The organism is Vibrio splendidus, assembly GCF_003345295.1.
Taxonomy (GTDB): Bacteria; Pseudomonadota; Gammaproteobacteria; order Enterobacterales; family Vibrionaceae; genus Vibrio; species Vibrio splendidus_K.
The window spans coordinates 2,371,751-2,391,748 of the sequence record NZ_CP031055.1; the positions used below are offsets into that span (position 1 = coordinate 2,371,751).

Genomic DNA, 19,998 nt, shown 5'->3' on the forward strand with positions numbered 1-19,998 from the left:
CTCGCTGTACGCGAGCCTTTTATTAGAAATGCTGGAATTATGCTTCCGCGCTCTTCTCGATAAGTTTTTCAACGGTTTTCAAACGCTTGTTCATTTCATCAATACGATGTACACGCGTTGCTGTTTTACGCCAATCTTTGTTTGGCTGTAAAGGAATACCCGAAGAGTACATGCCTTTCTCAGTGATACTGCGCATTACCATCCCCATACCAGTGATTGTAACGCCGCCAACGATTTCAATATGACCATTAATCACACAACCGCCACCAATAATACAGTACTTACCTATCGTCGTGCTGCCTGCGATAATAGTACCACCTGCAATAGCAGAACCATATCCGATGTGAACATTGTGAGCAATTTGAAGCTGGTTATCTAAGATAACGTTATCTTCAATGATTGTGTCATCTAATGCGCCACGGTCGATGGTTGTACACGCGCCAATTTCTACACGGTTACCAATGCGAACTGAACCGACTTGTGGAATCTTAACCCACTCACCTTTCTCGTTCGCATAACCAAAGCCATCAGAGCCAATGACAGTGCTTGATTGAATCAAACACGCGTCACCAATCACGACTTCATGGTAAACACTTACATTAGCCCATAGCTTAGTGCCTGTGCCAATATTTGCATTTTTACCAATAAAACAACCAGCTCCGATGATCACATCATCACCAAGTACCACACCAGACTCAATCACAGCGTTCGCACCGATAGACACATTTTGTCCAATGGTTGCATCGCTTGAAATTGAAGCAGAATCAGCGATAGCCGCTGCGGGTGCAGGAGTAGTATCAAGCGCTTGAGCAACTTTAGCAAAAGCAACGTAAGGGTCGCTGACCACAATCACGTTGGTCTTACACAGTTCGCGCTCACTCTCTTTAACCATAATAGCGGATGCTTTACAGTCACCAAGGTGCTTGCTGTACTTCACGTTCGAAAGGAACGTAATGTTTCCTTCTTGCGCTTTATCCATAGGAGCAACTGCTGAAACGGTAACCGTACCGTCTCCGTGTAGCTCTCCCCCGGTAATCGTTGCCAATTCGGCTAAAGTCAGGTTCTTCATAAACTTATTTCAGTGATTTAATTACTTGCTCAGAGATGTTGTATTCCGGCTTGCCGTACTGCAGAGCTTGAATATCAACAATCATGTCGTAGCCTTCTTTCTCTGCAACTTTAGTTACAGCATCTTGAATCACTTTGAATAGCTTCTGCTTCTCTTGCGCTTCACGACGTTGGCTTGCTTTTTCTAGTGCTTGAGCTTTGATTTTGTACTTACTGTCTAGTTGACCGACTTCGATACGAAGCTTCTCAACTTCGTCAGGACCTAGTAGTTCACCATCACGCTTAAGCTTTTCAATCTTAGTTTTTGCTTCTGCTTGAATGCTCTGCAGCTCAGCTGCTTTATCTTTGAACTCTTCCTGCATTTTTTGAAGAACAACTTCGCGTTGAGGTAGAGCCTGGAATACTTGTGCAGTGTTTACATAACCCACTTTTTGCGCAGCTTCAGCAGCTGTTGCAAAGAAAGAAGAGCTAAGAACTACAAGGCCTAAACCTGCTGCTTTAATCATATTTTTCAAAATATTGTCCTTTAAATATTAGAAAGTTCTACCAATGGTAAATGTGAAGAATTCCTCATCATCACCTTCGTAAATTTTAACGGGTTTCGCTAGAGAGAAAACCAATGGGCCCATCGGCGACATCCATTGAAGGGCTGCACCATAAGATGAACGGTAATTTGTTGGATCAGAGTAATCGTAGTAATACTGGCTGCCACTGTTAGGTGCACCACGGTCTACGAACTCGGTATCCCATACACTTGCCATGTCGAAGAAGACACTGGTTCGAATCTGGCTACGTGCTTCGTCAGAAGCAAACGGCGTAGGTACAATTAACTCTAAACTTGCCAAGGCAACCGCATTACCACCAACCGAATCATCGGTTGCAGAGCTGTACGTAGGGTTGTTACCCGTACTGCTCCCGTAAACGGCTTTTGGACCCGCTGAGTTAGAGCCAAAGCCACGCAACGTTGTAAAGCCACCTGCGTAGTAGTTCTCGTAGAATGGGAACAAGTTATCATTACCATCCGTTTGACCGTAACCATTACCATAGCCTAATCGGCCACGCATCAAAAGTGTGAACTCATGCTTTTTGGTCAGCGGGATGTAATGTTTTACATCGTACTGAGCTTTGAAGTACTTAGCGTCAGAGCCTGGTACAGTCATTTTGGCGAAAGCACGTTGGTGGTTACCCTCGGTTGGGAAGAAACCACGGTTAAGGTTGTTACGAGTCCAAGAGATATTGATATCGAAGTCATCGGTTAAGATGTTTTCGTCACCATACTGGTCAATACTTCTCGCGAACTGTTCCACTTGGATATAAGTCGGAACGTTACCGATCTTGTTGTGCGTATAGCCAACACCAAATTCGATACGGTTCAGTTCATCCATAGGGAAGCCCCATGTCAGGCTGGTGCCGTAACTTTGGTTGGTATAGTCGACAATACCCGCTTCAGAGGCTTCGAATTCGTTATAGAAGATCTTACCGCCTAAGCTCACACCATCAAGGTTCCAGTATGGGTCTCGGTAGTCTAAGCTCACGTTCTTTTGGTAATCGTTCATCATGGCACTTACGCCAACACGGTTACCTGAACCCGCAAAGTTATCTTGTTGCAAACCAACTTGGAAGCTGACACCTGATTCGGTACCGTAACCAACACCAAAGTTGATGCTGCCTGAGTTCGCTTCCTTAACGTTGTAAACCAAGTCAACTTGGTCTTCACTGCCAGGAACACGCACTGTTTGTACATCAACCGTTTCAAAGAAACCTAAACGGTTAAGGCGGCTCTTACCGGTGTCAATTGACTTAGAGTTAAGCCAGCTGCCTTCCATTTGACGCATTTCACGACGTAGTACTTCATCTTTGGTCGAGTTATTACCCGTAAATCGAATATCACGAACGTAGATACGGCTGCCCGCTTCTACATTAATAACCAATGACACTTCTTTGGTCTCATCGTCAAATTCAGGAATAGTACGTACTTGTGGGTACGCATAACCAGACTCACCAAGAATACGCTTTACGCCCTCTTCTAGTGATGTCACAGAAGAGCCGTTGTACGTATCGCCGTCTTCAAATGGTACTAATGCTTCAAAATCAGCCTCACGACCAATCAGCTCACCGCGAAACGCGACATCTTTAACGGTGTAGGCTTCGCCTTCATCAATACCAAGCGTGATGTAAACGCCTTTCTTATCTGGAGAGATCGCTACTTGTGTAGAATCCACCTTAAACTTAAGGTAACCACGGTCAAGGTAGTACGATTTCAACGCTTCGATATCACCCGCTAATACTTGCTTCTGGTATTTTTCATCCGCAAGGAAATTCCACCATGCAACATCAACATTCAGGTTGAAACGGCTCAGTAGCTCAGCATCAGAGAAGACTTCATTACCAATAAAGTTGATTTGCTGAATCTTAGCGGATACGCCTTCAGTAAATACAAACTTAAGGTCAGAACGGTTACGTGGCAAAGGTGTCACAACCGCTTTTACTGTCGCGTTGTATTTACCAACACTGTAGTAAAAATCTTCAAGGCCTTTCTCGATGTTACTCAGCGTTGTGCGGTCAAGCGCTTCACCTTCACGAACACCAGATGCATCTAGGTTCTGTTGAAGTTGCTCTTCTTTGATCGCTTTGTTCCCTGAAAATGAAATGCTTGCGATGGTCGGTCGTTCTTTTACTTGAACAACTAAAACACCTTCATCGCGAAGGACCTTAACATCCTCAAAGTTACCTGAGGCATACAGTGCACGAATGATCTCAGATACATCGCCTTCATCCACTTCATCGCCAATACGCACTGGCATTTTCAGTAGAGCTGCACCAAGTGCAACACGCTGTAAACCTTCGATCTTGATATCTTGAACTACAAAGTTTTGTGCTCCGTTCGCAGCCACACTAGTGGCCAATAGACTTGCGAACAGAATTTGCTTAATCGCCATATTTATTCTAATTATTCCTTGCTACTACCAATGCCTGTGAGAAACCATTCACAGACGAGTAAAATCATTAAATATTGCCAGAGCCATCAAAGAGAAGAGGATTGCACCTCCCACTCTGTATCCCATTTCCTGAATTTTTTCAGGGACAGGTTTACGAGTAATGGCCTCAATAGCGAAAAAGAGCAAATGTCCGCCATCAAGCATAGGCAGCGGAACCAAATTAATAATACCCAAATTGACACTAATCAGAGCCAAAAAGCCTAAGAAGTAAACCAAACCGTAATCGGCGGTTGTACCTGCGCCTTTAGCAATTGAAATCGGGCCACTCAAGTTGTTTAAGCCAACATCGCCAACGATGAGCTTCTTGAGCATTGTCAGCGTCAAACCAATGATTTGACCTGTTTTATCAAATGCTTTTCCTACAGACTCAATTACACCAAATTGTAACTCAAAGCGATAATCTTCTGGCCATTCTGCGACTTCTGGAGCAATACCCGCATAGCCGATTATTGAACCATCAGAAAGCTCTCGACTTTTTGGCGTCATAGACAACGACTGTTCAAAACCATTACGCAGTACAACAAGGTTCATTGATTTTATCGGGTTCGAGCGAATCAACTCAACAACCGACTGCCACTGTTCAATTGGCTGCCCATTAATTTCAACAATTTTGTCACCAGCTTCTAGCCCCGCAGAGTATGCAGCGCCATCATCAATAACTTGAGCAAGCACTGTTGATATCTCTGGAGAGTACGGTCTAAAACCAAGCGTTGTCATTGCAGACTCAGTTTCTGGGTCGAAAGACCAGTCTGAAATATCCAATGTCATCTGTTGCTCAAAGCCAATATCGTCTTGAGAAGAAACCGTTACTGTCATGGATTGGTCACCAATATGTGATATCAAACCCATATTGACTGATTCCCAATCTGCGGTTTTGATTCCTGAAATAGATTTAAGTTCCATTCCAGTTTCAATTCCGGCTTGTGCAACAATAGATTGCGGGGTGACCTCACCGATCACCGGTTTAACCGCAGGCACGCCAATCAAAAATACCAGCCAATACGCAAACACCGCAAAGATAAAGTTAAATGCTGGGCCTGCACCGACTATCGCCGTGCGTTTCCACAATGGCTTCTTGTCAAAAGCGTATTGCTGCTCTTCTTCAGAAAGATCGTCAACACGCCCATCGAGCATCTTAACGTAGCCGCCCAGCGGAATCACTGACAAGCTGTATTCAGTACCATCACGGCCGATCTTGCTCCAGATTGATTTACCAAAACCAATCGAGAATTTTTCTACTTTCACACCACAACGACGAGCAACCCAGAAGTGTCCAAACTCATGAACAGCAACCAGAATACCAAGCGCTACAATAAAAGATGCGAAGTTCCACAGAATTCCACTCATGCTAGCTGCTCTTTAATAAATTGAATGGCTATTTGACGAGACATATTATCTAGCTCAAGAAGGCTTTCCAAGCTATCTAAGCCCTCAGAGCTATATTGTTCACATACTTTGCTCATAACATGCTCATTAATGACAGCAATATCGGTAAACTTAACCCGATTGTTCAAAAAGGCATCGACTGCAATCTCATTGGCAGCATTAATTGCTGTTGTTGCATGCTGCCCTAGGTAACACGCTTCAATTGCTAATCTTAAACATGGGTAACGGCTAAAATCGGGTTCTAGAAAAGTAAGCTCGCCCACTTTGGTGAAATCCAGAGGCTTAACGCCAGCTTCTGTACGCTTAGGATAAGACATCGTCAAAGCGATTGGCGTCGACATATCGGGTTCACCCATTTGAGCAAGTACCGAGCCATCCTTGTACTGGACCATTGAATGAATCACAGACTGAGGATGAATAATGACTTTTAACTGTTCTTGAGAAGCATTAAATAGCCACTTAGCTTCAATGTACTCAAGACCTTTATTCATCATGGTCGCAGAGTCAACAGAGATCTTAGGACCCATAGACCAGTTAGGGTGTGCAATAGCGCGAGCCGGTGTTACCGATTCTAACTCAGCAACATCCGTATAGCGGAAAGGACCACCAGAACCCGTCAAGAGAATATGGTTGATACCGTTCTCTTCCAGATTACAACGACCTAGATGGGTTTGTACATTTTGCGGTAGGCATTGGAAGATAGCATTATGCTCACTGTCTACAGGAAGTAGTTCAGCACCGTACTTTTCCACGGCGTCTATAAACAACTGCCCTGACATCACTAAAGCTTCTTTATTAGCAAGCAAAATACGCTTACCAGCCTTAACCGCAGCCATCGTAGGAAGCAAGCCTGCTGCTCCCACAATCGCAGCCATTACCGTGTCCACTTCCTCTAGAGAAGCAACCTGACACATGCCTTCTGGGCCTGAAAGTACTGTAACGTTAGGGTAATTAGCGGACAGCATTTCAGTCAGCTGAGATGCTGCATCAGGGCAAGCCATAGCAATATAGCTTGGTTGCCACTTTTCAACTAACGCCAACATCTTTTCGACATTCGACCCGGCAGCCAGTGCCACGACCGAATAGAGATCTGGGTTTTGTTCAACGACTTTTAGTGTACTTGCACCAATTGAGCCGGTAGCGCCAAGGATAGTTAGATTTCGCATCACATATGACCGTAGAAATGAAATAAAGGGCAGAATCACTGCCCTTTATTATTAGAATGCTAAATAAAGCAGAGCAAAGACAGGGAATGCAGCCGTTAAGCTATCTATTCTATCAAGTATACCACCATGACCAGGAATCAGATTACTGCTGTCTTTCACCCCGGAAACACGCTTAAACATGCTTTCAACAAGGTCACCAAGAACAGAGATGACGACAGTCACAAGGGTAATTACAATCATGTGAAGAGGACTTGTGAATTGGATATCAAACAAGTCAGCAAAAATCCAAGCTATGATCACCGCTGTAATAATGCCACCAATAAGACCTTCAATCGTCTTATTAGGGCTTACCGCCGGTGCCATTTTACGCTTACCAAAACTCTTTCCTGAAAAATAAGCACCGCTGTCAGCAGCCCAAACGAGCAAACAAACAAACATCACCAATTTTGCGCCGTGGTAAGGATCAACATCGATACCGTTAGCGCGCAGAATAACCACACTCCAGAAAAATGGCAGCAGAGTCAGCACGCCAAATGCGTGACGAAGGAGAGAAGAATCTTTCCATGCGGGCATAGACTTAGGATAAGTCACTGCCATACCACTCGCTATTACCCACCAAATAGAGCCAATCGTTAGAATGGTGTAGTGAGCGCTAGATAAATGATTAAGGCTAAATGCATCAAAAGGGATAAAAGCAAAACTTGCAACACTGACTACAACCGTTGGAATCAGCGCTAAATAACGCGATTTGCTTTCGACAAACTGAGTCCACTCCCAAAAGCCCAATAGCGAGATTACTGCTAGTGAAAGAATAAACGTGGGAAGTGATAACTCGAAAATACCTAGAATAACTAGGGGAGCTAAAATCAACGCCGTAATAATTCGTTGTTTCAAACCAAAAAATCCTTATTAACTGTCCATCAGAGCTTTAATTTGCTCACCAGTGCATCCAAAACGACGCTCGCGGTTTACAAACCAAGTCACAGCTTCTACTAAGCTGTCTTCATTAAAGTCTGGCCAGAATTGTTCAGTGAAATACATTTCGGCGTAAGCCAATTGCCAAAGCATAAAGTTACTAATGCGGCACTCGCCACTGGTGCGGATAAGTAGGTCAACTTCAGGAATATCTGCCATAGTCAGGTGCTGTGTAATCATAGCTTCATCAATGTCATCTACATTAATATCGCCAGACTTTACCTGTTGAGCAATTGAGGTCATTGCCTGCTGGATATCCCACTTGCCGCCATAGTTAGCAGCAATATTAATAACCATACCCGTATTGGTGCTAGTCAAAGCTTCTGCTTCTTCTATCTTCTTTTGTAGTCGATCATTGAAACGACTTTTATCACCAATAACACGCAATTGTAGATTATTTTTATGAAGTTTTTTGACTTCACTCGACAGCACTGAAATAAACAGTTCCATCAAGATACCGACTTCTTCTTCAGGACGACGCCAGTTCTCGCTACTAAACGCAAAAAGTGTAACGGCCTTAATGCCAAGTCTGGCAGATGAAGAGATGGTTTTACGAACGGCTTGAACACCGTTTTTATGACCAAAGACGCGAGGCTTGCCCTGAGCTTTTGCCCAGCGGCCATTACCATCCATAATGATAGCAATGTGTTTAGGAAGAGAGTCTGTGAACGCTTGAGAATTATGCATAAAAGAGTGAATCAAATTCTAATAGTCGAACAGAGTAGCATAAAAAAACGCTGAACCGTGAGTACAGCGTTTTTCCGGAAAGAAAAGAATATGGAAAATTAAACTTCCATCAACTCTTTTTCTTTAGTTGCTAGAACTTCATCTACGTTCTTAACCGCAATGTCAGTTAGCTTTTGAATTTCGTCTTGTGCTCTACGATCTTCATCTTCAGAGATTTCTTTGTCTTTCAGAAGTGCTTTTAGATCGCCATTCGCGTCACGACGGATATTACGGATAGCAACACGGCCACCTTCAGCTTCACCACGAACGATTTTAACGAGGTCTTTACGACGCTCTTCCGTTAACGCTGGAAGTGGTACACGAATAACCGTGCCAGCAGACATAGGATTTAGGCCTAGGTCAGATGTCAGGATTGCTTTTTCAACTAAAGGAGTCAGTGTTTTATCAAACACTGTAATTGCTAGTGTACGTGCATCTTCTGCAATAACGTTAGCAACTTGAGCCAAAGGCGTTGGTGCACCGTAATACTCTACAGTAAGACCAGACAGTAGGCTTGGGTGAGCACGGCCTGTACGAATCTTTTGCAGGCTATTTTTAAGTGCATCTACACTTTTATCCATACGCTCTTGAGCGTCTTTTTTGATTTCGTTAATCACAATTTCACCTTGATTATGTTCTTTCTTCAAGAAAGCTTTTTATTTGGAGTGATAAGGATAAGCTTACCAAAGCATAACACCTCAGTAAGCCCGAAAAATTAGTCAGCGTCGCTGATTAATGTACCTTCAGTTTCACCCATAACCACGCGACGTAATGCGCCTGGTTTATTCATGTTAAATACACGGATTGGCATTTTGTGATCACGTGCTAGCGTAAATGCAGCCAAATCCATCACTTTAAGTTCTTTTTCAAGAATAGTGTTGTAAGACAACGTATCATACAGCTCTGCGTCTGGGTTTGCTACTGGGTCAGCAGTAAATACGCCATCTACCTTTGTCGCTTTTAGAACTACGTCAGCTTCAATTTCGATACCACGTAGACACGCAGCAGAATCTGTAGTGAAGAATGGGTTACCAGTACCAGCGGAGAAGATCACAACACGACCTTGACGTAGTTGGCTGATTGCATCTGCCCAGTTGTAGTCGTCACACACACCTTTAAGAGGGATAGCTGACATTACACGTGCATTTACGTAAGCACGGTGCAGAGCGTCACGCATTGCAAGGCCGTTCATTACCGTTGCTAGCATACCCATGTGGTCACCAACAACGCGGTTCATACCTGCTTCAGCAAGGCCTGCACCACGGAAAAGGTTACCGCCACCGATAACAACGCCTACTTGAACACCTAGTTCAACCAATTCTTTTACTTCTTGAGCCATACGATCAAGGACCGTCGCGTCAATACCAAAACCTTCTTCGCCTTGTAGTGCTTCGCCGCTAAGTTTTAACAGAATACGTTGATACGCCGGTTTAGGGTTCGTAGTCATGGAGTTTACCTTCCAAAGAGTTGATGATTAACAGTCATGGATAAAAACTGAAGAGCTCAGTTTGCATTCATAACAGCTAACAGCCAAAAAATAATTCATTATTCATAAAAAGACCGCAGCATTTGCCACGGTCTTTTTCAATCAATACACTAAGGATTAACCTTGTTGTACCGCTGCAACTTCGTCTGCGAAGCTCATTTCAGCCGCTTTCTCGATACCTTCACCAACTTCTAAACGAACGAAGGTAGTAACTGATGCGCCTTTCTCTTTAAGAATGTCAGCAACAGTTTTCTTAGGTTCCATGATGAAAGCTTGACCAGTAAGAGATACTTCGCCCGTGAATTTCTTCATACGGCCGATAACCATTTTCTCAGCGATCTCTTGTGGTTTGCCTTCGTTCATAGCGATTTCAACTTGAACAGCTTTTTCTTTTTCTACTACGTCTGCAGGTACGTCAGATGGGTTAACGTACTCAGGCTTAGAAGCAGCAACGTGCATAGCGATGTGCTTAAGCGTTTCAGCTTCGCCTTCACCAGCAACAACAACACCGATTTTCTCGCCGTGACGGTAAGAAGCTAGTGCAACACCTTCAACAAGCTCAACGCGACGGATGCTGATGTTCTCACCGATCTTAGTTACTAGAGCGATACGTGCGTCTTCAAATTTAGCTTGAAGTGCAACGATGTCTAGACGTTCAGCTAGAGCAGCTTCAGCAACTTCGTTAGCGAATGCAAGGAAACCTGCATCTTTAGCTACGAAATCAGTTTGGCAGTTCACTTCAAGAAGAGCAGCAACGCCAGCGTCTTCTTTAATGATGATTGTGCCTTCAGCAGCAACGTTACCAGCTTTTTTAGCTGCTTTCGCTGCGCCAGACTTACGCATGTTTTCAATTGCTAGCTCGATGTCGCCTTCAGCAGCAACAAGCGCTTTTTTACATTCCATCATGCCCGCAGCTGTGCGTTCACGAAGTTCTTTAACTAGAGCTGCAGTTACAGTTGCCATTCTCTATTCCTCAGTAAATTCTAAAAAAGATAAAAAACAGGGGCCTAATTAATTGGCCCCTGATATTGACTGTATTCAGTTCTTAAGCCATCGATTATGACCGCTTAATGTGAACTAAATATGGCTCAGAGCCGCTATTATTCAGCTTCTACAAAACCGTCTTTTTCAGCAGCTACAGCAGCAACATCTTTGTTACGACCTTCTTTAACCGCGTCTGCAGCAGCGTTTAGGTAAAGCTGTACTGCACGGATTGCATCATCGTTACCAGGGATAACGAAGTCAACACCGTCTGGGTTAGAGTTAGTATCAACTACAGCGTAAACTGGGATACCTAGGTTGTTTGCTTCTTTAACTGCGATGTGTTCGTGATCAGCATCGATAACGAATAGAGCGTCTGGAAGGCCGCCCATGTTCTTGATACCACCAAGAGATTTCTCTAGCTTCTCCATTTCACGAGTACGCATTAGAGCTTCTTTCTTAGTAAGCTTGTCGAAAGTACCGTCTTGAGCTTGCGCTTCAAGTTCTTTCAGACGCTTGATAGACTGACGAACAGTTTTGTAGTTCGTTAGCATACCGCCTAACCAGCGGTTGTTAACGTAGAACTGGTTGCTGTTGATAGCAGCTTCTTTAACAGCTTCAGATGCAGCACGCTTAGTACCAACAAAAAGAACTTTACCTTTCTTCTCGCCAACTTTAGCAATTTCAGCTAGAGCTTCGTTGAACATTGGTACAGTTTTTTCTAAGTTGATGATATGAACTTTGCTACGAGCACCAAAGATGAATGGCTTCATTTTTGGGTTCCAGTAACGAGTTTGGTGACCGAAGTGAACACCAGCTTTAAGCATATCGCGCATTGATACAGTTGCCATTTTAAAATCCTCTATGGGGTTAGGCCTCCACACTCCCCATGAATCCGACCCCTAACAACTAACCACTTTTCAGCCGTTATCTGTGTTGTTGAGGCACCCCGGAACATGTGTCGGAATGTGTGTGATTTAAAGAAATAAGTTAGTGGACACAAAGCTTGTTTCGCCAAATGGAGAAAACAGTCCTGATGTCCGGCGCGCTTTATACCATATTTTGTCTATCTATGGCTAGAAAAAAATCTAAAAATGGCGACTGCTATACTGATCCCTAGCGGTGAATTTTCTCTATAAAATAGTGTCCTATTCAAATCGCGTCTGCGTCATTAAACCGAACATTATCTACTCAGACTGAGCAGTATCCACCAACATTGTGCGGACATGGGAATGTTGCGCTAAAATGCTGCACTGATAGAATAGCCCCAATATGCACACTTAGGTGCTACCAAATTAAGAGATATGCAATGGCTGTAAAAATTAAAACTGCTGAAGAAATTGAAAAAATGCGCGTCGCCGGCAAGCTGGCTTCAGAAATTCTAGAGATGATTGAACCTCACATCCAAGTGGGTACAACGACAGAAGAGCTAAACCAAATCTGTCATGAGTACGCTCTAGAAAGAGGCGCATACTCAGCACCACTTGATTACCACGGTTTCCCTAAGTCAATCTGTACGTCTATCAACCACATCGTGTGTCACGGTATTCCAGCATCACAAGATGAGACGGGTAGCACAGGTCAATTCAAACCTGCAGTATTAAAAGATGGCGACATTCTCAACGTTGATATCACTGTGATTGTCCCTGATGACGAAAATGCTGATCTAAGTGTTCGTCCACAAGGCTACCACGGTGACACATCTAAGATGTTCCTTGTGGGTGAAGTTTCTCCAGCAAACAAACGTCTGTGTATGGTTGCTCAAGAAGCACTTTACGAAGGCATGCGTCAGGTTAAACCAGGTGTTCAACTTGGCCAAATCGGTACTGCTATTGAGAAGTACATCAAAACAAACAACAAGAACAACCCACGCGCTAAATTCTCTATTGTAAAAGATTACTGTGGCCACGGTATTGGTTCTGAGTTCCACGAAGATCCACAAGTCGTTCACTACAAAAACAGTGACCGTACCGTACTGAAAGCAGGCATGTGTTTCACAATCGAGCCAATGATCAATGCGGGTAAGTTTGGCTGTCGTCTAGATGACGAAGATAGCTGGACAGTGTACACAGCAGACAGCAAGAACTCAGCTCAGTGGGAACACACTCTGGTTGTAACGGATACTGGTTGTGAGGTACTAACACTACGCAGCGACGATACGATCCCACGTATCATGAAGAACGCTTAGTTCAACAAGCTGAATACCTCAGACTTTTAGAAATATCCTCGCCTGTCGAGGATATTTTTTTATCCGCTCAATTTCGATTTTCCATCAGCTTCTGTTAAATTGTTTACTATTCTCATTTGCTTGCACGGATAGCAGACTATGCCTTATCAATGTCCCCTTACGTTCAATGACGAACAAATTGAAATCTGCGAAATAAAAAATCAGCTCGAAATCTTCACGCAGTATCAAAAAAATGAATTTCTCAATCATCATCCAGTCACCGATTTGGTGCTGCTTCGTTCCGAATACATGGATTTGCTTCTCAATCGTTTATGGGAGCATTTTGGGTTCAACAAACTGCCTCATATTTCACTTGTTGCGGTGGGAGGCTATGGCCGTGGTGAACTACACCCTTTGTCTGATATTGATATCCTCATTGTCTCGCAAAAAACACTGCCACCCGCACTGGGTGAAAAAGTCAGTCAATTCATTACCCTACTCTGGGACTTGAAACTCGAAGTCGGCCACGCGGTGCGTACCATTGCAGAGTGTCTTGATATCGGCACCGATGATTTAACCGTTGCCACTAACCTGCAAGAGTCACGCTTACTGTGTGGCAGCGAAGACACCTTTCAAGAACTTAAGCTAAAGATTCATTCTGATTCATTTTGGCCAAGTGAGACCTTCTACAAAGCCAAGATTCAAGAACAGAGAGAGCGTCATGCTCGCTACCACGACACCACCTATAATCTAGAACCGGACATCAAATCGACTCCGGGAGGGCTCAGAGACATCCACACCCTGAGCTGGGTTGCGCGTCGACATTTTGGTGCAACGTCTTTATTGGAGATGAGCAAATACGGCTTTCTAACCGATGCTGAATATCGTGAGTTGGTCGAGTGCCAAGATTTCTTATGGCGTGTTCGCTTTGCACTGCACATTGAACTACGCCGTTACGACAACCGTCTCACGTTTGCCCATCAAGCTCAGGTAGCGGAACACCTGGGTTACAGTGGTGAAGGCAACCGTGGCGTCGAGATGATGATGAAAGAGTTCTATCGAACACTTCGTCGCGTAGCCGAGCTCAATAAGATGCTGCTTAAGCTGTTCGATCAAGCGATCATCAATGGCGGTCAAACACAAGAAGCCGAGATTCTCGACAACGACTTCCAACGTCGAGGTTCATTAATCGAAGCGCGTAAGCCGGCTCTATTCCAAGCAAGACCAGAAACGATTCTCGATATGTTTATCCATATCGCGAATGACTCTTCTATCGAAGGGGTAAGCCCACCAACATTGCGCCAACTGCGAACCGCACGTCGCCGATTGAATCGCTTCTTACATACCATTCCTGAAGCTCGTGACAAGTTCATGGATTTGGTTCGCCACCCAAATGCACTGCACAAAGCCTTTAGTTTGATGCACAAATTGGGCGTGCTATCGGCCTATTTGCCACAGTGGAGCCAAATTGTTGGTCAAATGCAGTTTGATCTGTTTCACGTTTACACCGTGGATGAACACAGTATTCGCCTACTCAAACACATCAACCGCTTTGGCCAAATCGAGAACCACGATAAGCACCCTATCTGTTGTGAAGTGTATCCACGAGTTCAAAAGAAAGAGCTGTTGATTCTGGCGGCTATCTTCCACGACATAGGTAAAGGCCGCGGCGGAGACCACTCAGAAATTGGCGCTGTTGAAGCTTACTCTTTCTGTATTGAGCACGGGCTATCAAAGCCAGAAGCCAAACAAGTCGCGTGGCTAGTACAAAACCACCTGTTAATGTCAGTGACCGCTCAACGCCGTGATATCTACGATCCGGACGTAATCACAGAGTTCGCCAAGAAAGTTCGCGACGAAGAGTCGTTAGAACTGCTGGTGTGCCTAACGGTAGCCGATATCTGTGCGACCAACCCAGAACTATGGAACAGCTGGAAACGTACCCTACTCGCAGAACTGTTCCATTCTACGCAGCGCGCACTGCGTCGCGGCTTGGAAAACCCAGTCGATGTCAGAGACCGTATTCGTCATAACCAGCAAATGGCATCTGCACTGCTGCGTAAAGAAGGCTTCACGGCTCGTGAGATTGAGGTGTTGTGGCAGCGTTTCAAAGCTGACTATTTCTTGCGTCATACACACACTCAAATCGCATGGCACTGTGAACACTTACTTCGCTTAGAAGATCCGAGTCAACCTTTAGTGCTTATCAGCCAAAAAGCGACACGTGGCGGCACTGAGGTATTCGTTTACTGTAAAGACCAAGCTGCACTTTTTGCGACCGTGGTTGCCGAGCTCGACAGACGCAACTTTAACGTTCACGACGCACAAGTCATGGTCAGTAAAGATGGCCACGTTTTGGATACCTTTATCGTACTGGATCAGCACGGTGAAGCGATTGATGAAGCAAGACACAAAGCCGTCGCTAAGCATCTAACTCATGTTCTGGCTGATGGCCGCCCAACTAAGATTAAGACTCGTCGTACGCCACGTAACTTACAGCATTTCAAGGTAAAAACCTTAGTTGAGTTCCTACCAACCAAGAGTAAGAAACGCACCTTGATGGAGTTAAGAGCTCTTGATACGCCGGGGTTGTTGGCTCAAGTCGGTGCAACCTTTGCAGAATTAGACATCAACTTACACGGTGCGAAAATCACCACCATAGGTGAGAGAGCTGAAGATTTGTTTATTCTGACCAGTGACGCGGGAGGCAGACTGTCTGAAGAACAGGAACAAGCGCTAAGAGAAAGATTAACTGAGCATGTTTCAGAGCTCGCACCTTAGAAAGCTAATTTAGTGCTAGAAGTAAGTTAGGACTAGGAAACAAGTTTAGCTCTAGGAACAGCTTTAATAGCCAAATAAGTGTGGGCAAAGATAGAGAGCGATCTTGCCCACAACTTACAATCAATTCACAGATATCAACTATCTAGCTCGTCGTTAGGCTGCTACATTGATCAAGTCAATTACATAAAAGTATTACATTCATAACCTAGAGGTCGCTTATGTATCCAAACCTCACTGGCTTAGGTATCCACGAACCTAAACAGATTGAACGTTACTCCCTTCGCCAAGAAGCTCATAAAGATATCCTGAAGATTTACTTTCGTAAGCAAAAAGGTGAACTGTTCGCGAAAAGCGTTAAGTTTAAGTACCCACGACAAGTAAAAAGTGTGCTTGTTAGCGGCGGCAATAATCAATACAAAGAAGTGACAGAGATTAACCGCAACCTCACTCTTGTGATTGATGAACTCAACAAGATCACCAAACCTACGCCAACCCCTGAGGTCGATGTGAAGCAGAAGATCCTTACCGACTTACGCCACTTAGAGAAGGTTGTATCAAGTAAGATCGCAGAGATCGAAGCCGATCTAGAAAAGCTAAAATGATCCTGCGATGAGCGACTAACTAACATTAGTTTTACCGCAAAGATTGCATAGACACAAAAAGGGCTGATATCACTATCAGCCCTTTATTTTTATTCTATTTTCTATGTTTACTAGACGCCTGGTCTTTACTTAGACGACCGTGCTTCAACATTCACCAAGCTGGTATCCCACTCAAAGGTTTCAAACAACCTTAACCACGTTTCATCTAGGCTGGCCTTCATTACTAATTCTTTCTTTGTAAAAGGATGAATGAAACGCAACTCAGAAGCGTGCAACAACAAACGGTGCGAATCTAAATCATCGCGGAACAGTCGGTTGTGCTTACCATCACCATGTGAAGTATCACCAACGATTGGATGTCTTAGATGAGCCATGTGACGACGCAGCTGATGTTTACGTCCTGTCTTTGGCATCATCTCAACCAAGCAGTAACGGCTCGTTGGGAAACGGCCTGTTGAATATGGCACTTCAACTTTCGCTAACGGTTCGTAAACGGTGACAGCTTCTTGTGGTTCTTTATCTTCTTTTGCAAACTTGTCTGCGATCTTATCCAATTCGACCTTGAGTGCGTAGTCGAGCGTATCACCTTCTTCTATCCAACCACGAACAATCGCATGATAGGTTTTTTGCATCTCATGGTTAGCGAACATCGGCATCACCTGTGAAGCAACCTCGCTCGACAACGCAAACACCAACACACCCGATGTCGGTCTGTCTAAGCGATGCAATGGAAATACATGCTGACCAATTTGATCACGCAGTGTCTGCATAACAAATTGAGTCTCGTGTTTATCGAGCCATGAGCGGTGCACCAGCATGCCGGCGGGCTTATTCACCGCGACAAAATACTCATCTTGATAAATGATCTCTAACATTACGCACATACCTCATCAATGCTCTGAATCGTCACTAGCAGCTCGGTTTTATCTGCCTCATTTTTCCATACTTCACCAAAATAAGGATGAATCGCAAAGCCTCTCGGTAGGCTCATTTGGGCATCCATCATTGCGTTGATCTTTACGATAAAGATCCACTGTAACCACTCTTCTGGCTGTAGCGAGTCAATCGCAAAAGGCTCAACGCTCGCCAGAGCTTCATCCAAAGGCGAAACATCGCTCCATAGGGAACATTGGCGCATTTGTTGTTCTAATTGTTGAAGTAAAAGAGGTAACTTTGTGGCAGCTGTCATTTTTCACCAAGTTATTTATCTAGTGACCTTGAAATTGGGGCATAGAGTACCATCTATTTAGGAAAGAAAGTTAGGAGCTTTATTACTATGGAAACCATTCACACGCTCACTCAGTTGCTAAAGAATAGCGGTTGCCAATACGATATCTACGACCTCGGTCGTCGTATCCAGAAGATCGACAACACCCTATTCTCTGATGTTGAGCAGGGGAAACAGCCATACCCGTTTCCACTTCAAAAACAAGCTCACTTAGCGATTAGCTACTGGAACGAACACAAGCAACCTTGGATCTGGTTTCTAAAATTCAAACTAGACGAAAGAGGCCTATTACATCAAGGCGATGTGGGTAATTTTCTTAAGTTTGTTATCGAAGCAATGGGTACGCGTTTGAACGGCGATATCAGCGAAGAGCAACAACAAAAGCTGTCAAACAACCCTTATACTTTCAAACCTTCTGAAGACAAAATGGCCGTATTCCATAGTCAAGTAAGAGCAGGTTTAGACCTTGCGACGAGCCAATATTACGAGCACGCTCAGCATTACTTCACTGGCGAGCTAGGCTGGGATAACTGGAAAACGGTTGGACTACAAGGCATCACTGATATGTGTGCGCGTTTAGGCAGCCAACAAAACGGTGTCTCTATTCGCAAAGCCATCAATAAGCTGCCATCAGAACCGCTATACGCGACGTTAGGTGCGCTTGAGCACACACAAATCAATGACAAACTCGCGCAACGCTTACAAGAGCTTGCAGAGAATGAGATCGCTAGTAAAGAGCCTGATTTATTCTTACTTTCAGCTTTGGTTCGTGCCCTTTCCGGTGCAGAACAAGGGATCGCGAATAACATCATTAACCAAGTTCTCGCTAGTCCACGCTTGAGCCACCAAGAAGTGTTGATTGGTTTAGCAGGTCGCAGTTGGCACGCACTACAAGACCCTGCTATTGCTGAGCAATTCTTGCTGCGTCTCGCACAAACGGGCAATCAAAACCTGTTCAATCAGTTATTTGCAGATTTAGTGATGATTCCGACACTAAGAATGGTATTTTTACCCTTGTTGAATTCGAACCCATCACCTGAGCTCGCCAACGCATTGATTGAGTTACAACAAGCGGCTAAGTCTCAATAACGGACTGACGACTAATTCAAGAGCGGGCTTGCTCTATAGCTCGTTGAAATACGCTGTAATGACAATTGGAATAGAGATAAAAGGAAGTATGGATTAAATGATAGATAACTTATTGGCTATTTTGATGCTGTGCTTCTTTTGCTTTTTCTTTTGGCAGCAGCGCAGGCAATCAGAGCTTGCGAAAACTGCCATTGCGAGAAAATGTAAAGAGCTCGACTTGCAGCTATTAAGCGTTGCCTTCAGTGGTCATAAATTTAAGATGCGCCATGAACTAACCACCATTTGGCGCTGGCACACTGTGTACCAATTTGAGTTTTCAGCATTGGGTGATGACCTGTACCAAGGAAAACTGACCATGGTGGGTTTCCGCTCTATGCGGTTTGAGCTACAGCCTCATAGAATGTAACGTCGCAAAACTCGGTATAACGATATTCATGATAAGGGCCAAACTGATCTTGTTTGGTCTCTTTAAATGCAAAGCCTAACTTTTCGAGTAACTTAATCGATGGGTTATGACCGACATTAACGGTCGCAACCACATTCGTTAAGTGCTCTTCAAAGCACACTAAACTGAAGAAAGGTTTTAGTACTTCGCTAGCAAGACCTTGATTCCAAAATTCTTTATCCAAAATAAAACCAAGCTCATGCTGACCCTCTTCTGATGAAACAAAGACATGTCCAAGATATTCACGGGTTTGGTTATGGATAATCGCGCGGCAGAAGCCGGCGTTGTCTTGCAGTATCTCTTGAAATAAGAGCTTCGCAGAGGCAATAGAGTGCGGCCCATTCATTTCAGCACGATTAATGGGGCAGCAATTTAACTTGATAAAGTCGTGTTGTAGCTGTTCAGTATAAGGTACCAACAGCGTTCTTGAGGTTGCTATCGTCATAAAACACTCCTTGTGTTGACTATTAGCAGAAAAGCAGATGTCGCGCTCTTAGATAAAAGCTCCTGAATTAAAAAGAGCCCTAGATAGAGAAAAGCCTCAGATAAAGAAAAGCCCCGACACCGAAGTGTCAGGGCTAGGGTCTTACTCGCAGCAGTCCGGCTACTAATAAATGCTCCATGCATCATCCATAATAGTGGCTGTAATCCTTCAGCTCTTTCCTTTACTTCGCCGTCCTAGCGGTGTCCAATCATCCTGAAAGCTAACAATCCTAGTTAGCGCACATCACTTGTTCCGTGAGCGGTGTCCTTTACATCGTCCTGATGCTAATCCAACCCTTTAAATCCTAAAGGTGTCCATTGTCATTCCGTTGCAGCTAACTTCCTGTTAACTGGCTGTATCCCTACAATGTCCTTACGCTCCATGCTTGACTACTCAATCCTAAGTAACCAAATCT

General features: G+C 44.3%; 19 protein-coding genes. 5 read left to right on the forward strand and 14 right to left on the reverse strand.

All coding sequences use genetic code 11. The features are described 5' to 3' along the window. Window positions 1-37: 37 nt before the first annotated feature. The 11 genes from lpxD to rpsB form a co-directional block, all read right to left on the reverse strand. Window positions 38-1,069: a UDP-3-O-(3-hydroxymyristoyl)glucosamine N-acyltransferase gene (gene lpxD, locus DUN60_RS10410; protein ID WP_114633898.1), complete on the reverse strand. Its 1,032-nt coding sequence runs from the start codon at window positions 1,067-1,069 to the stop codon at window positions 38-40. 4 nt (window positions 1,070-1,073) lie between these two features. Then, a complete protein-coding gene (locus tag DUN60_RS10415) occupies window positions 1,074-1,574 on the reverse strand; it encodes an OmpH family outer membrane protein (RefSeq protein WP_004734343.1) in 501 nt (166 codons plus the stop codon). A 27-nt stretch (window positions 1,575-1,601) separates the two neighbouring features. Next, a complete protein-coding gene (gene bamA / locus DUN60_RS10420) occupies window positions 1,602-4,007 on the reverse strand; it encodes an outer membrane protein assembly factor BamA (protein ID WP_004734344.1) in 2,406 nt (801 codons plus the stop codon). A gap of 48 nt (window positions 4,008-4,055) precedes the next feature. Next, entirely contained in the window at window positions 4,056-5,414 is a 1,359-nt protein-coding gene (gene rseP / locus DUN60_RS10425; protein ID WP_114633899.1) for a sigma E protease regulator RseP, read from the reverse strand. Then, the gene (ispC, locus tag DUN60_RS10430; RefSeq protein WP_114633900.1) at window positions 5,411-6,619 is read right to left on the reverse strand and encodes a 1-deoxy-D-xylulose-5-phosphate reductoisomerase; all 1,209 of its coding nucleotides are present in this window, start codon (window positions 6,617-6,619) and stop codon (window positions 5,411-5,413) included. Before ispC ends, rseP begins: the two co-directional genes overlap by 4 nt. Before the next feature lie 51 nt (window positions 6,620-6,670). Further along, on the reverse strand, window positions 6,671-7,513 hold the full coding sequence (locus DUN60_RS10435; RefSeq protein WP_054547599.1) for a phosphatidate cytidylyltransferase: 843 nt from the start codon (window positions 7,511-7,513) through the stop codon (window positions 6,671-6,673). Between the two features lie 15 nt (window positions 7,514-7,528). Continuing rightward, window positions 7,529-8,281: an isoprenyl transferase gene (locus tag DUN60_RS10440; protein WP_029222668.1), complete on the reverse strand. Its 753-nt coding sequence runs from the start codon at window positions 8,279-8,281 to the stop codon at window positions 7,529-7,531. A gap of 98 nt (window positions 8,282-8,379) precedes the next feature. Further along, on the reverse strand, window positions 8,380-8,937 hold the full coding sequence (gene frr / locus DUN60_RS10445) for a ribosome recycling factor (RefSeq protein ID WP_004734349.1): 558 nt from the start codon (window positions 8,935-8,937) through the stop codon (window positions 8,380-8,382). Window positions 8,938-9,035: 98 nt separating this feature from the next. Continuing rightward, window positions 9,036-9,767, reverse strand: a complete 732-nt coding sequence (gene pyrH, locus DUN60_RS10450) for a UMP kinase (protein ID WP_017072669.1) — start codon at window positions 9,765-9,767, stop codon at window positions 9,036-9,038. Between the two features lie 156 nt (window positions 9,768-9,923). Beyond that, window positions 9,924-10,769 (reverse strand): translation elongation factor Ts, encoded by an 846-nt coding sequence (tsf, locus tag DUN60_RS10455; RefSeq protein WP_017084154.1) that lies wholly within the window; start codon window positions 10,767-10,769, stop codon window positions 9,924-9,926. Between the two features lie 137 nt (window positions 10,770-10,906). After that, window positions 10,907-11,638, reverse strand: coding sequence for a 30S ribosomal protein S2 (rpsB, locus tag DUN60_RS10460; protein WP_032500394.1), 732 nt, complete (start codon window positions 11,636-11,638; stop codon window positions 10,907-10,909). Window positions 11,639-12,096: 458 nt separating this feature from the next. Between rpsB and map the strand changes: the two genes are divergently transcribed. From map to DUN60_RS10475, 3 genes are all read left to right on the forward strand, one after another. Then, complete coding sequence (map, locus tag DUN60_RS10465; RefSeq protein WP_004734352.1) at window positions 12,097-12,975, forward strand: type I methionyl aminopeptidase; 879 nt, start codon at window positions 12,097-12,099, stop codon at window positions 12,973-12,975. Between the two features lie 138 nt (window positions 12,976-13,113). Continuing rightward, window positions 13,114-15,735, forward strand: coding sequence for a bifunctional uridylyltransferase/uridylyl-removing protein GlnD (gene glnD / locus DUN60_RS10470; RefSeq protein ID WP_065205032.1), 2,622 nt, complete (start codon window positions 13,114-13,116; stop codon window positions 15,733-15,735). A 218-nt stretch (window positions 15,736-15,953) separates the two neighbouring features. After that, a complete protein-coding gene (locus tag DUN60_RS10475; protein ID WP_114633901.1) occupies window positions 15,954-16,337 on the forward strand; it encodes a DUF3461 family protein in 384 nt (127 codons plus the stop codon). Between the two features lie 125 nt (window positions 16,338-16,462). Here the strand turns inward: DUN60_RS10475 and truC are convergent, their stop codons facing one another. Together truC and DUN60_RS10485 are read right to left on the reverse strand one after the other, a co-directional pair. Then, entirely contained in the window at window positions 16,463-17,212 is a 750-nt protein-coding gene (truC, locus tag DUN60_RS10480; RefSeq protein WP_114633902.1) for a tRNA pseudouridine(65) synthase TruC, read from the reverse strand. Continuing rightward, window positions 17,212-17,526, reverse strand: coding sequence for a YqcC family protein (locus tag DUN60_RS10485; protein ID WP_065205034.1), 315 nt, complete (start codon window positions 17,524-17,526; stop codon window positions 17,212-17,214). The genes truC and DUN60_RS10485 overlap by 1 nt, the downstream gene beginning before the upstream one ends. An 87-nt stretch (window positions 17,527-17,613) precedes the next feature. Between DUN60_RS10485 and DUN60_RS10490 the strand changes: the two genes are divergently transcribed. Further along, window positions 17,614-18,654, forward strand: coding sequence for a DUF3549 family protein (locus DUN60_RS10490; protein ID WP_017079398.1), 1,041 nt, complete (start codon window positions 17,614-17,616; stop codon window positions 18,652-18,654). Window positions 18,655-18,751: 97 nt separating this feature from the next. Beyond that, a complete protein-coding gene (locus DUN60_RS10495; RefSeq protein WP_004734358.1) occupies window positions 18,752-19,060 on the forward strand; it encodes a DUF3301 domain-containing protein in 309 nt (102 codons plus the stop codon). Here the strand turns inward: DUN60_RS10495 and DUN60_RS10500 are convergent. Then, a complete protein-coding gene (locus tag DUN60_RS10500) occupies window positions 19,026-19,544 on the reverse strand; it encodes a GNAT family N-acetyltransferase (protein ID WP_054547594.1) in 519 nt (172 codons plus the stop codon). The two genes, DUN60_RS10495 and DUN60_RS10500, sit on opposite strands and share 35 nt — an antisense overlap. Between the last annotated feature and the right edge of the window lie 454 nt (window positions 19,545-19,998).